The following is a 13649-nucleotide window of genomic DNA, read 5'->3' as shown; positions in this document are numbered from 1 at the left end:
GGATGATGGCACGGTGACCGACGACCCCGCACGCGAAGAACCGAGCCCCGACCGATCGGAGCCGAACGCCGCTCCGGCGCCCGCAGGACGTCGGCTGATCGCGCTGCTGTCCGTGGCCGTCGTGATCTTCGCGCTCGACCTGCTCACCAAGATTCTCGCCGTTGCCAACATCGATCCCCGCGATCCGATCTCGATCATCGGCGACACCGTCACGCTGACACTCGTGCGCAACCCCGGTGCGGCGTTCTCCATGGCGACCGGCATGACCTGGGTGCTGACGATCGTCGCGATCGCCGTCGTCATCGGTGTCGTCAAGATCGGCCGCACGTTGCAGTCCGGATGGTGGGCGCTGGGTCTGGGCCTCGTGCTCGGCGGCGCACTCGGTAACCTTGTCGATCGGATCTTCCGTTCACCCGGCCCACTGCAGGGACACGTCGTGGATTTCGTGTCGGTCGGATGGTGGCCGGTGTTCAACGTCGCCGACTCGGCGATCGTGTGCGGAGCGATCCTGCTCGTGGCGCTCACCGTGTTCGGTATCGATCCGGACGGGTCCCGCGCGAGCAGAGGGGACGAGACGGACGCAGCCGAGGAAACCGAAAAGGGAGCACGCTAGTGAGAGAAACCCGGGCGATGCCCGTACCGGACGGGCTCGACGGGATGAGGGTCGACGCGGGACTGGCCAGGTTGCTCGGACTGTCGCGGACCGCGGTGGCCGCGCTGGCCGAGGAAGGCGCCGTCGTCGTCGACGGTTCGGCCGCCGGTAAGTCGGACCGCCTGTCCGCGGGATCGTGGCTCGAGGTGGAACTGCCCGAACCGCCGCGGCCGCTGACCATCGAGGCGCAACCCGTCGAGGGGATGGAGATCCTGTACGCCGACGACGACATCGTCGCCGTCGACAAGCCGGTCGGGGTCGCCGCGCACGCCAGCGTCGGATGGACGGGGCCGACGGTCATCGGCGGACTGGCCGCCGCCGGATTCCGGATCTCGACGTCCGGCGCCCACGAGCGCCAGGGCATCGTCCACCGCCTCGATGTCGGGACCTCCGGGGTCATGGTCGTGGCGACCTCGGAACGCGCCTACACGGTGCTCAAGCGGGCGTTCAAACAGCGCACGATCGAGAAGCGTTATCACGCACTCGTGCAGGGGCATCCGGACCCGAGCAGCGGGACGATCGACGCGCCCATCGGCCGGCACCGCAGCAGCGACTGGAAGTTCGCGGTCACCGCGGACGGCAAGCCCAGCATCACGCACTACGACACGGTCGAGGCGTTCCAGGCGGCGAGCCTGCTCGACATCCACCTCGAAACCGGCCGCACCCACCAGATCCGGGTGCATTTCTCGGCGCTGCGTCACCCCTGCTGCGGCGACCTGACGTACGGAGCCGATCCGCGGCTGGCGGCCCGCCTCGGGCTCGAGCGGCAGTGGCTGCACGCGCGTTCGCTCGGGTTCGCGCACCCGACGCAGGGCCACTGGGTGGAGATCACCAGCAAGTACCCCGCCGACCTCGAGCATGCGCTCGCCGTGCTGCGCGATGCCTGAGCACTCGTTGTGATCCGCCGGGTCCTGCCGTGGGCGTGCGTGACACTGCTGGTGCTCGCCGTGCTCCTCGCGGGACTGCGCGCGCCGGTGCGACCGGCGTCGGTGCGCACCGACGCCCTCGGGCCGGACTCGGGTGAACTCGTCGCCGACTACCTCACCCGCGCCGCCGGGAGCCTCGACGACCCGGCCGGCAGGCAGGCCCCGCGGTGGGCGCTCGTGTCATTCACCGAGCCGATCGACGTCGGGGCCGTCGCGGAACTCACCGGCGGGGCCGGAGCGGACATGCGTGTCGCGCAGCTCCTGTTCCGGGTTCCGATCGACCGTGTCCAGACACCGCTCGTGACGGTCGCGGTGCCGCAGAATCCGGAGGCGCTGCGCCGCGCGCCCGCCGTCGCGGCCGCGAGGTTGCAGATCCCCGCGAGCGGAGACGATCGCGCTGCGCGGGTCGCGGCGGTCTCGGCGGCGCGGCTCGCGGCGGGCTGCGCGTGCGTCGTCGGACTCGTCGTGCGGGCAACGCCCGCGCAGCTGCACTCGCTCCGATCGGAACCGGGGGTGCGTGCGGTCGAGGCACTGCCGGCCGACGCGGTGGCCGGCCGGTTCGCGGTGTCGCCGCTGCTTCCCGAGCAGGTGGACGTGGTGGCTCCCGGACCCGACGACGGCGAACCCTGAGACACGGCACACTGGAGACAGGCCCCGCCACGCCGGCGGGCTCGTCTCCGTCAGGAGGTCCGTGATGGACAACGACCGGCCGTTCGGCTTCGACCCCGACGACATCGACCGCGTGATTCGCGAAGCGGGCGACCAGTTCCGTCAGCTGCAGGACCAGTTCGTGCGATTCCTCGGACAACCGGGCGGATCGGCGCCGCATCGCGCTCCCGAACCCGAGACGACGGGCAGCGCGGGGGACGGTGTGTGGGCGGTGTACTCCGTAGACGCCGCCGGCCTCGCCCGGGTCGAGCAGGTCTACCGCACCGAACTCGACGCGTTGCGCGCCCACAAGAACAACACGGATCCGACCCGATCCGTGCGCTTCCTTCCCTACGGCGTGAGCGTCGGCGTGCTCGATGCGACGATCGTCGACGGAGAACCCGACGCCTGACCACCCGCCGCGTCGGCGCGAACCTCGCTGTCCCGTCCGACCGGGCCCGGAAGGGGCGAATAGGGTTACCGGGTGAGCGTCGTCGGCCGTGGTACCAACAACGTCGGAGTCCTGTGCGGGATCGGCGCCTACCTGACCTGGGGGCTGTTCCCCGCGTTCTTCGGTCTTCTGGCACCTGCGGGGGCGGTCGAGATCCTCGCTCACCGGGTGTTGTGGACGCTGCTGCTCATGCTGTCGCTGCTCGCGGTTATGGGGAAGCTCGGCACGTTGCGCGGACTGGACCGCCGAACCTGGGCGCTGGTCGCGGCGGCGTCGGCCGCCATCGCCGTCAACTGGGGCACGTACATCTACGGGGTGACCTCCGGGCGCGTCGTCGAGACCGCGCTCGGGTACTTCGTCAATCCGCTGGTCAGTGTGCTGTTCGCCGTGTTGTTCTTCCGGGAACGCCTGCACCGCGCGCAGATTGCGGCCCTGCTGCTCGCGGCGACTGCGGTCGTCGTCATCACCGTCGACTACGGCCGCCCGCCGGTCATCGCGCTGACCCTGGCGTTGTCGTTCGCGTTGTACGGCGTGATCAAGAAGATCGTGCCTCTCGACCCGCGCACCTCACTCACCGGGGAGGGGGTGGTCGCGGTCCCGTTCGCGGTCGGCTATCTGTTATTCCTCGCGGCGACGGGCACCGGCACGTTCGTCGGGCACGGCCCCGGCCACGCGCTGCTGCTCGTCTCGGCCGGTCTCGTCACCGCCGTGCCGTTGCTGCTGTTCGGGGCGGCAGCGCAGCGGGTTCCGCTCGCGACGCTCGGGATGCTGCAGTACCTGACTCCGAGCCTGCAGATGGCGTGGGGCGTGCTGGTGCTGCACGAAGCCATGCCCGCGTCGAGGTGGATCGGTTTCTCGCTCATCTGGGTGGCTCTTGTCGTCTACAGCACCGAAGCGTTGATCCGCGCCCGTCGTGCCGGACGCAGCGCGGTGGCCGCCGGCGACGAGGTCGACGAGAACGCCGGTTCGCAGCGGTCGTGACGTCGCCGCCGGCCACCCGGGGCGCCGGGTTCGTCCCGAATCGAGGGTCTCCCGAACCCGATGCCGGCGGCTGCTCCCACCCGCAGGTGTGACGGTCGCCATGCCCGCGATGCGGACCCGCAGCAGGCGCGGTGTGGCTCACCGGACGCGTCGCCGTGGGGGCCTACACTCGTCGGTGCCCACTGACTTTCCGGGAGTGACACGCGTGGCTGACTCGTTCGTTCATCTGCACAACCACACCGAGTACTCGATGCTCGACGGTGCCGCGAAGGTCGGGCCCCTGTTCAAGGAGGCCGAGCGGCTCGGGATGACGGCGGTCGGCATGACCGACCACGGAAACATGTACGGCGCGAGCGAGTTCTACAACGCGGCCACGAAGTTCGGGATCAAGCCGATCATCGGCATCGAGGCGTACATCGCACCGGAGTCCCGGTTCAACACCAAGCGTGTGCTCTGGGGTGATCGCAGCCAGAAGTCCGACGACGTGTCCGGCTCGGGTTCGTACACCCACATGACGATGGTCGCGGAGAACGCGACGGGTCTGCGGAACCTGTTCAAGCTGTCGTCGCTCGCCTCCATCGAGGGTCAGCTCGGCAAGTGGGCACGCATGGACGAGGAGCTCATCGCCGCGCACGCCGAGGGCATCATCGCCACGACCGGCTGCCCGTCCGGCGAGATCCAGACGCGACTGCGGCTCGGCCACGACCGCGAGGCCCTCGAGGCCGCTGCGAAGTGGCAGGAGATCTGGGGCAAGGACAACTTCTTCCTCGAACTGATGGATCACGGTCTGTCCATCGAGCGCCGAGTCCGCGAGGGCCTGCTCGAGATCGGCCGCAAGCTCGACATCCGGCCGCTCGCGACCAACGACTGCCACTACGTCACCAAGGATGCCGCCGAGAACCACGAGGCGCTGCTGTGCATCCAGACCGGGAAGACTCTCTCGGATCCGACGCGCTTCAAATTCGACGGCGACGGCTACTACCTCAAGTCCGCCGAGGAGATGCGCGCGATCTGGGACTCGGAGGTTCCCGGGGCGTGCGACAACACGATGCTCATCGGCGAACGCGTGCAGTCCTACGAGGAAGTGTGGAAGCACCGCGACCGCATGCCGATCTTCCCGGTGCCGGAGGGGCACACCCAGGAGAGCTTTCTGCGGCACGAGGTGCTGCGTGGACTGGATCGGCGGTTCCCCGGCGGCCCGCCGCAGGAATATCTCGCGCGCGCCGACTACGAGATCGGCGTGATCAACGAGATGGGCTTCCCCGCCTACTTCCTTGTCGTCGGCGACCTCATCAACCACGCAAAGGAGGTCGGCATCCGGGTCGGCCCGGGTCGTGGTTCGGCTGCGGGTTCGCTCGTCGCCTACGCGATGGGCATCACGAACATCGACCCGATCCCGCACGGTCTGCTGTTCGAGCGGTTCCTCAACCCCGAACGTGTCTCGATGCCCGATATCGATATCGACTTCGACGATCGTCGCCGCGGTGAGATGGTGCGCTACGCGTCGGAGAAGTGGGGCACCGACAAGGTCGCGCAGGTCATCACGTTCGGCACCATCAAGACGAAGGCCGCCATCAAGGACTCGGCGCGTGTGCAGTTCGGTCAGCCGGGGTTCGCGATCGCCGATCAGATCACCAAGGCGCTGCCGCCGCCGATCATGGCGAAGGACATCCCGGTGTCCGGCATCACCGACCCGAATCACGAGCGGTATAAGGAGGCCGCGGAGGTTCGGGCGCTGATCGACTCGAACCCGGACGTCAAGAAGATCTACGACACCGCTCTCGGCCTCGAGGGGCTGATCCGCAACGCGGGCGTGCACGCCTGCGCGGTGATCATGTCGTCCGAGCCGCTGATGGATGCGATCCCGGTGTGGAAGCGCGCCCAGGACGGCGCGATCATCACCGGTTGGGACTACCCGTCGTGCGAGGCCATCGGCCTGCTGAAGATGGACTTCCTGGGGCTGCGCAACCTCACCGTGATCGGCGACGCGATCGAGCTGATCAAGGAGAACCGTGGGATCGACATCGACCTCGACACGCTTCCGCTCGAGGACGACGCGACCTACGAACTGCTCGCGCGGGGCGACACCCTCGGTGTGTTCCAGCTCGACGGCAGCGCGATGCGAGACCTGCTGCGACGCATGCAGCCGACCGGCTTCGACGACATCGTCGCCGTGCTCGCGCTGTACCGCCCCGGCCCGATGGGCATGAACGCGCACAACGACTACGCGGACCGCAAGAACGATCGGCAGGAGGTCAAGCCGATCCACCCGGAGCTCGAGGAGCCGCTGCGCGACATCCTGAAGGACACCTTCGGCCTGATCGTGTACCAGGAGCAGATCATGCAGATCGCGCAGAAGGTCGCCGGGTACAGCCTCGGCCAGGCCGACCTGCTGCGCCGCGCGATGGGCAAGAAGAAGAAGGAAATCCTGGACGAGGCCTACGACGGCTTCGCCGAGGGCATGAGGAACAACGGTTTCTCGCAGGCGGCGATCACCGCGCTGTGGGACACCGTTCTCCCGTTCGCCGGCTACGCGTTCAACAAGTCGCACGCCGCCGGTTACGGCCTGGTGTCCTTCTGGACGGCGTACCTGAAGGCCAATTTCCCCGCCGAGTACATGGCGGGCCTGCTCACCTCCGTCGGCGACGACAAGGACAAGGCGGCTCTGTATCTCGCGGACTGCCGCAAGATGGGCATCACCGTGCTCCCGCCCGACGTCAACGCCTCCCGGGTCGACTTCGCCGCGGTCGGCGAGGACATCCGGTTCGGTATGGGCGCGGTGCGCAACGTCGGTGCGAACGTCGTCGCGTCGATCATCAAGGCCCGTCAGGAGAAGGGCGCGTTCACCGACTTCTCCGACTATCTCGGCAAGATCGACACTCTGGCCTGTTCGAAGAAGGTCACCGAATCGCTGATCAAGGCCGGTGCCTTCGATTCGCTCGATCATCCCCGCAAGGGGCTGATGCTCGTGCACGCCGACGCGATCGACGCGGTGATGAGCACGAAGAAGGCCGAGGCCATCGGCCAGTTCGACCTGTTCGGCGGCGCGGACGCCGACGAATCGGTGACCTCGGTGTTCAACGTCAAGATCCCCGACGAGGAATGGGACACCAAGCACCGGCTCGCCCTGGAACGGGAGATGCTGGGCCTGTACGTCTCCGGTCATCCCCTCAACGGCATCGAACACGTGCTCGCCGCGCAGGCCGACACCCAGATCCCGGCCATCCTCGAGGGCGACGTCAAGGACGGCCACCAGGTCACCGTCGGCGGCATCCTCGCCTCGGTGAACCGGCGCATCAACAAGAACGGTCTGGCCTGGGCGTCCGCGCAGATCGAGGACCTGTCCGGCGGCATCGAGGTGCTGTTCTTCCCGCAGTCCTACTCGGTGTACGGGATGGATGTCGTCGAGGACTCGGTGGTGCTGGTCAAGGCACGTGTGTCGATCCGCGACGACCGGATCTCGCTGATCGCCAACGACCTTGCGGTTCCGGACCTTTCGCAGGTCGGTGTCGCCAAACCGCTGTCGGTCTCGATGCCGACACGGCTGTGCACACCGGACAAGGTGGGGGCGCTCAAGAGTGTCCTGACCCGGCATCCGGGTACCTCGGACGTCCACGTGCGGCTGATCTCCGGCAGCAAGATCACCTTGCTCAAGGTCGACGACAGTCTGCGGGTGGAACCGTCGTCGGCGTTGATGGGCGACCTGAAGGCGCTCCTCGGTCCGGGCTGCCTGGCTACCTGACGGGGGGAGCGCGACACCGCACTCGACATTCGGGTAGTGCACTACTCGCGCGCTCCGACGATCGCCCACCCAGCATGGAATGCGTAATCATTCCGGCGTTGTGGCGAGGCGAAGATCATGAACAGGATCGGTGATCGGGCGGTTGTTCTCGGGGGCAGCATGGGCGGGCTGCTGGCAGCCCGGGCGCTGGCCGAGTTCTACGACACGGTGACCGTGGTCGAGCGGGACGTGCTTCCCGCCGGAGCCGGGAACCGGCGGGGCGTGCCGCAGGGTTATCACGCCCACCTGCTGCTCGCGAGTGGTGCGCAGGCCATGGACGAGCTCTTCCCCGGCTTGCTCGACGATCTGGTCTCGGACGGCGTTCCCCGGATCGCGTACGGCGACATGGCCGGAATCCACCTGACCCTCGGCGGGCACACGTTCGGCCGCGGGGGAAGCGTGCGGAAGGGCCCCCCGACATACATGCCGAGCAGGCCGTTCCTGGAAGGCCGGGTGCGCAGCAGGCTGCGCGGGTTCCCGAACGTCACGATTCTCGACGGTCACGGTGCCGGCGAGCTCACCGCGACCGCCGATCGGCGCCGGGTGACCGGGGTGCACGTGGGAAGCGGTGGACGCGCCCGGACACTCACCGCGGACCTCGTGGTCGACGCCCGGGGCCGCGGTGCCCGCACACCGGCGGTTCTCGAGGGGCTCGGCTACGGGCGTCCCGAGGAGGAACGTCTCGTCGTCCATGTGGCGTACAGCAGTCAATTGTTGCGCATCCCGCCCGGGACACTGCGGGAGAAACTGGTCTTCGCCGGTGCGCAACCGGGAAGGCCGACCGGGATGGGACTGCTTGCCTGCGAGAACGATACGTGGATGTTCACGGCGAGTGGGACGGCAGGTCGGGAACCGCCGAGCGACCTCACCGGCATGATCGGGTTCGTGGAGCAGTTCACGCCGAGGCATGTGATCGATGCGATCCGCGGCGCCGAACCGGTCGGTCCTGTCGCGAGACACCGCTACCCGTCCAGCCAGTGGCGGCACTACGAGCGCATGAGCAGGTTCCCGGACGGTCTGCTCGTCTTCGGCGACGCCATCTGCAGTTTCAACCCCGTGTACGGGCAGGGCATGACCGTCGCGGCCCTCGAGGCCCACGCGCTGCGAAAGTGCCTCGACCGCAGTGATTCCGGGGTGGCATCCAGATTCTTCCGTGCATCGGTGCGGCCTGTGGGGACCGCGTGGAAGTTCGCCATCGGTTCGGACCTGGCGCTGCCGGAGGTCGAGGGGCCACGACCGTGGGGAGTGAGGATCGGCAACGCCTACGTCGACAGGATTCTCGCCGCCGCCGAGACCGATCCCGCGGTCGCGGACCGCTTCCTCCGGATCAGCGGACTCTACGATCCGCCGCTGACTCTGGCGCACCCCGCCCTGGTGGCCCGGGTCTGCGCGGCGAACGTCCGGCGGCGCCGGTCCACGTCGAACGCGGAACGATACGACACGTCGGCTGCGCCCGCGCGCTGACCCCGAGAGCATCGGTATCGGATCATCCGGATGTGGGCTCGCGGTCGCGCACCTACCGTGGAGTGATGAACTGGTCGAAGGCACTCGGAATCCCGGCCGCCGCGTTGGCTGCGGTGGCATCGTACGACCTGCTGCAGCGCAGGCATGCGCTGCTGAGGAACTTTCCCGTCGTCGGGCACGGACGGTACCTGCTCGAGTCCGTCGGGCCGGAACTGCGGCAGTACATCATCACCCGCAACGACGAGGAACGGCCGTTCACCCGCGACCAGCGGCACTGGGTGTACGCGGTGTCGAAGAGGGAGAACGACACCTTCGGGTTCGGCACGGACAACGACATCGAGTTCACCGACGGGTACACGATCATCAAGCACCGCACGTTCTCTCGGATCCCGCCGTCCGGGGCGCCGCACCACGGTGAGGGACTGAAGATCCCGTCGGCGAAGATCCTCGGCGGGCCCCGGGGCCGCGCGAAGGCGTTCCGGCCGGATTCGTTCGTCAACGTCTCGGCGATGAGTTTCGGCTCGTTGTCGGCGGCGGCGGTGGTGGCGCTGAACCAGGGAGCCGCGGCGGCGGGCTGCCTGCACAACACGGGTGAGGGCGGGCTGTCGCGGTACCACCGCAACGGCGCCGATCTGATCTTCCAGATCGGCACCGCATACTTCGGCTGCCGCGACGGCGAAGGTCGATTCGATCTCGGCAGGCTGGTCGCGCTCACCGAGTCGGCGCCGGTGAAGGCCATCGAGATCAAGCTGAGCCAGGGTGCCAAGCCCGGCCTCGGTGGCTTGTTGCCGGGGGCCAAGGTGACGCCGGAGATCGCCGAGATCCGCGGTGTGCCGGTGGGGCGCGACGTGGTGAGTCCCTCGCGGCACACCGCATTCCACGACATCGACAGCATGCTCGATTTCGTGGAGACGATCGCTGAAGCCACCGGACTGCCCGTCGGGATCAAAGCGGCGGTCGGGGACCCCACGTTCTGGCAGTTGCTCGTCGACGCGATGCGCGACGGTGAGCGCGGCGTCGACTTCGTCACCGTCGACGGTGGTGAGGGCGGTACGGGGGCGGCGCCGCTCGTGTTCGCGGACTCGGTGTCGCTGCCGTTCCGCAGCGGATTCGCCCGTGTGCATCGACAGTTCGCCGAGGCCGGCCTGGCCGAACGTGTGACGTTCATCGGATCGGGCAAGCTCGGTATGCCCGACAATGCCGTAGCGGCAATGGCTCTCGGGTGCGACATGGTCAACGTCGCCCGCGAGCCGATGTTCGCACTGGGGTGCATCCAGGCGCAGAAGTGCCACACCGATCGATGCCCCACCGGCGTGGCCACCCAGAATGCATGGCTGGCAAGAGGACTGGACGTCCCGTCGAAGGCGGACCGGGTGGAGCAGTATCTCCGGGCCCTGCGACGTGAGGTGTTCAAGGTGGCGGAGGCGTGCGGCGTGGCGCATCCGAGTTTGATCACGGCGGAAGACGTCGAGGTCGCCGACGGCAACCGGCATGCGGTGACTCTCGCCGAGATGTACGGCTACCGGGACGGCTGGGGTCTTCCGGGCGTCGCCGATCGCGAAGAGATCAGCCGCATCATGACGGCAACCGCGGCGCAGAGTCCCGGCGACACCGGCTCACGCGGCGCCGAGACGAGGCCCTGATCGGACGACTCTACGTGCGACGGTAATACGCCAGCCGCACCCACCAGGTGACGGTGGCGGCCGTCGCGGCCGAGAGCACGGCGATCTGTCCGGAACCGGTGATGACGAACAGTGCGAGCAGCACGAGGAATCCGACGACCACGGCTTCGAGTTTGTACAACGGCCACTCGGTGCCGGCGAGATCGATGCCGGCCACGCGACGGACCCGCCGGGCAGGGGTGTCGAGGGTGGTCATCACGAGGCTCCTACGGTGCTGGAAAGTCTGCCTTCAGGGTAATCGCAGAGAAGAATTCGGGTCAACGAACTTTCCGTCGTCCGTGTGTCGGATCACAAGAACGTGTTGACTGGTCCGTATGCCTCTGATCGGAGAATACGAACCCAGCCCGTCGACATGGGCCGCGGACCAGGTCCAGAAGTACGAGTCCTCGGGTGGCACCGAGGGCACCACCATGAACGGCATGCCGGTGGTCATCCTCACCACACGGGGCGCCAAGAGCGGAAAACTCCGCAAGACGCCGTTGATGCGCGTCGAACACGACGGTGTGTACGCGGTCGTCGCGTCCCTCGGCGGGGCGCCGAAGAACCCCGTCTGGTACTACAACGTCGTCGCCGATCCCCACGTGGAACTGCGAGACGGGACCCGGGTGCAGGACATGACCGCCCGCGAGGTCCACGGTGACGAGAAGACCCTCTGGTGGGAACGGGCGGTCGCGGCATTCCCGGACTACGCGGACTACCAGAAGAAGACGGACCGGCCGATACCCGTATTCGTCCTCGAACCGCGATAGGGGCGCCCATGCCTGCGCACACCGTCGCGGATCAACTCGTCGAACAGCTCGTCGACGCCGGGGTGCGCCGCATCTACGGGATCGTCGGCGACAGTCTCAACCCGGTCGTCGACGCGGTGCGCCGCACGGGGGGTGCCGCGGCGGGTGGCATCGACTGGATACACGTGCGGCACGAGGAAGCGGCAGCGTTCGCGGCCTCGGCCGATGCGCAACTCACCGGAGAACTCGCGGTGTGCGCGGGTTCGTGCGGGCCGGGCAATCTGCACCTGATCAACGGGCTGTACGACGCGCACCGATCCGGTGCTCCGGTGCTGGCCATCGCCTCGCACATCCCGTCCGTCCAGATCGGATCCGGATACTTCCAGGAAACCCACCCCGATCGGCTGTTCGTCGAGTGCTCGACGTACACCGAGATGATCAGCGCAGCCGCGCAGGCGCCCCGCGTCCTGCACAGCGCGATGACGCACGCACTGTCCGGTCCCGGTGTCGCCGTGGTCACCCTGCCCGGCGACGTCGCGGCACTCCCCGCGGCGGGGCATGCGCCGAAACTCGTCCGGACCGGCACGCCCACCGTGGTCCCGGCCGACGCGGACGTGCGGGCACTGGCCGACGCGATCAACGAAGCCGGGAAGGTCGCGATCTTCGCGGGAGCGGGGGTGCGCGACGCCCGCGACGAGGTGCTCGCCCTCGCGGATGCGGTGGGGGCGCCCATCGGGCACAGCCTGCGCGGCAAGGAATGGATCCAGTACGACAACCCGTTCGACGTCGGCATGACCGGACTGCTCGGCTACGGCGCCGCGCACGACGGCATGCACGGCGCGGATCTTCTGCTGCTCGTAGGCACGGACTTCCCGTACGACCAGTTCCTGCCCGAGGTGCGCACCGCCCAGATCGACATCGACGCGTCCCGCCTCGGCCGCCGCACCGACCTGGACCTGGCCGTCCACGGTGACACGTCCGCGACCCTGAAAGCGCTGCGGCCGTTGATCCGCCGCAAGGACGACCGTGCGTTCCTCGAGCGCACCCTGGACAGGCACCGCGACCTGATGGAGAAGGTCGTCGGTGCGTACACCACGCCGGTCCGGCAGCGAACACCGATCCACCCCGAGTACGTCGCTTCGATCCTCGACGACGTCGCGACGCAGGACGCCGTGTTCACCGCCGACACGGGTATGTGCAATGTGTGGTCCGCGCGGTATCTGAACCCGAACGGCCGGCGCCGGTTCCTGTCGTCGGCACTGCACGGGTCGATGGCCAACGCGCTTCCGCACGCGATCGGTGCGCAGATCGCCGAGCCTGACCGCCAGGTCGTGTCCGTCAGCGGTGACGGCGGCCTGTCGATGCTGCTGGGCGAGCTCATCACGGTCGCGATGCACCGGCTGCCGATCAAGATCGTGCTGTTCGACAATGCGACGCTCGGCATGGTCAAACTCGAGATGCTCGTCGACGGTCTCGCCGACTTCGGGGTGGACGTGCCCGCGGTCGACTACGCCCGCCTCGCCGAAACCCTCGGGTTCTTCGCCCGCCGGGTCGAGGATCCGGCGGCCGTCGAACGCACCCTGCGCGACGCCTTCGCTCACCCGGGCCCCGCGCTCGTCGACGTGGTGACCGATCCGCTGGCGTTGTCGTTGCCGCCGACCATCACGGGCGAACAGGTCAAGGGGTTCGCGCTGGCGATGTCGAAGATCGTCATGAACGGTGGGGTGGGGGAGGCCGTGCAGATGGCGAAGTCCAATCTTCGGAACCTGCCGCGGCCGTCCCAGTTCGGCTCCTGACGAGCCCTGCCTCCCGTACCGGGGCCGGCGATCAGTCGTCGCCGGTGATCTTCTCGGCCACCTTGTTCGCCTGGTCCTTGATCTTCTCGACACCCTTCTTCACCGCGGACGATGCCTGATCCGCGCGACCCTCGTCCCTCAGATCGTCGTCGCCGGTCGCCGAGCCGACGGCCTCTTTCGCCCGGCCGCCGAGTTCTTCCGCCTTGTTTCCGAACTTGTCGCCGACACCCATCACGTTCCTCCTGTGTGCGAATGAATTTCGAATACCGCTCGAACTACCGTGTCCGGAAGGAACTCCGGCACACTCCTCGACGTCAGGGAGCGCCGAGAGCCTCTCGCGCTGCCCGGATCCGGAGCTTCTCCGCTTCGGCCGCGGCGAGGGCCGTCATCGTCGTCGGGGCGGCTGCGGGACCGCCCTCGCAGGGCAGGTCGTCCGTTCGATCACCGAGGGTGGAAAGGTTGATCATGGCTGTCATCTTTCGTTCGGCGCCGACCGTGTACCCGGCGCATCGGCGGAACTCCCTCGGCCCGTTCGGCTGC

Annotated in this window: 13 protein-coding genes; 10 read left to right on the top strand and 3 right to left on the bottom strand. The window is 68.1% G+C overall.

Features of this window, described 5'->3' with window-relative positions; all coding sequences use genetic code 11:
- Window positions 1–13: 13 nt before the first annotated feature.
- The 8 genes from lspA (at window position 14) to A8G15_RS13440 (ending at window position 10546) form a co-directional block, all read left to right on the top strand.
- Window positions 14–613: a signal peptidase II gene (gene lspA / locus A8G15_RS13475; RefSeq protein WP_068160032.1), complete on the top strand. Its 600-nt coding sequence runs from the start codon at window positions 14–16 to the stop codon at window positions 611–613.
- Window positions 614–630: 17 nt separating this feature from the next.
- A complete protein-coding gene (locus A8G15_RS13470; RefSeq protein ID WP_211270159.1) occupies window positions 631–1539 on the top strand; it encodes an RluA family pseudouridine synthase in 909 nt (302 codons plus the stop codon).
- A 39-nt stretch (window positions 1540–1578) separates the two neighbouring features.
- The gene (locus A8G15_RS13465) at window positions 1579–2208 is read left to right on the top strand and encodes a hypothetical protein (protein ID WP_245687831.1); all 630 of its coding nucleotides are present in this window, start codon (window positions 1579–1581) and stop codon (window positions 2206–2208) included.
- Between the two features lie 64 nt (window positions 2209–2272).
- Window positions 2273–2638 carry a hypothetical protein gene (locus A8G15_RS13460; protein WP_068160028.1) on the top strand — a complete coding sequence of 122 codons (366 nt, stop codon included), beginning with the start codon at window positions 2273–2275 and terminating at the stop codon, window positions 2636–2638.
- A 72-nt stretch (window positions 2639–2710) separates the two neighbouring features.
- Complete coding sequence (gene rarD / locus A8G15_RS13455; RefSeq protein WP_068160026.1) at window positions 2711–3658, top strand: EamA family transporter RarD; 948 nt, start codon at window positions 2711–2713, stop codon at window positions 3656–3658.
- 205 nt (window positions 3659–3863) lie between these two features.
- Complete coding sequence (gene dnaE / locus A8G15_RS13450) at window positions 3864–7400, top strand: DNA polymerase III subunit alpha (RefSeq protein ID WP_068160024.1); 3537 nt, start codon at window positions 3864–3866, stop codon at window positions 7398–7400.
- Between the two features lie 117 nt (window positions 7401–7517).
- The gene (locus tag A8G15_RS13445) at window positions 7518–8903 is read left to right on the top strand and encodes an FAD-dependent oxidoreductase (protein ID WP_068160021.1); all 1386 of its coding nucleotides are present in this window, start codon (window positions 7518–7520) and stop codon (window positions 8901–8903) included.
- Window positions 8904–8968: 65 nt separating this feature from the next.
- Window positions 8969–10546, top strand: a complete 1578-nt coding sequence (locus A8G15_RS13440) for an FMN-binding glutamate synthase family protein (RefSeq protein ID WP_068160154.1) — start codon at window positions 8969–8971, stop codon at window positions 10544–10546.
- Between the two features lie 10 nt (window positions 10547–10556).
- Here A8G15_RS13440 and A8G15_RS13435 read toward each other — a convergent pair whose 3' ends face one another.
- The gene (locus A8G15_RS13435; RefSeq protein ID WP_068160020.1) at window positions 10557–10781 is read right to left on the bottom strand and encodes a hypothetical protein; all 225 of its coding nucleotides are present in this window, start codon (window positions 10779–10781) and stop codon (window positions 10557–10559) included.
- Window positions 10782–10899: 118 nt separating this feature from the next.
- Here A8G15_RS13435 and A8G15_RS13430 point away from each other — a divergent pair, with 118 nt between their 5' ends.
- Together A8G15_RS13430 and A8G15_RS13425 are read left to right on the top strand one after the other, a co-directional pair.
- Window positions 10900–11334: a nitroreductase family deazaflavin-dependent oxidoreductase gene (locus A8G15_RS13430; RefSeq protein ID WP_068160018.1), complete on the top strand. Its 435-nt coding sequence runs from the start codon at window positions 10900–10902 to the stop codon at window positions 11332–11334.
- Between the two features lie 8 nt (window positions 11335–11342).
- Entirely contained in the window at window positions 11343–13109 is a 1767-nt protein-coding gene (locus A8G15_RS13425) for a pyruvate dehydrogenase (RefSeq protein ID WP_068160016.1), read from the top strand.
- Between the two features lie 31 nt (window positions 13110–13140).
- On the opposite strand, the gene A8G15_RS13420 is transcribed toward A8G15_RS13425, so the two are convergent.
- Both A8G15_RS13420 and A8G15_RS30590 read right to left on the bottom strand, forming a co-directional pair.
- On the bottom strand, window positions 13141–13341 hold the full coding sequence (locus A8G15_RS13420; protein ID WP_068160015.1) for a CsbD family protein: 201 nt from the start codon (window positions 13339–13341) through the stop codon (window positions 13141–13143).
- An 82-nt stretch (window positions 13342–13423) separates the two neighbouring features.
- Complete coding sequence (locus A8G15_RS30590; RefSeq protein WP_156665376.1) at window positions 13424–13576, bottom strand: hypothetical protein; 153 nt, start codon at window positions 13574–13576, stop codon at window positions 13424–13426.
- Between the last annotated feature and the right edge of the window lie 73 nt (window positions 13577–13649).

The sequence above is a fragment of the Rhodococcus phenolicus genome (assembly GCF_001646785.1).
GTDB lineage: Bacteria > Actinomycetota > Actinomycetes > Mycobacteriales > Mycobacteriaceae > Rhodococcus > Rhodococcus phenolicus.
Note: the sequence above shows the minus strand (reverse complement) of the source record. Positions and strands in the feature narration are given on the sequence as shown.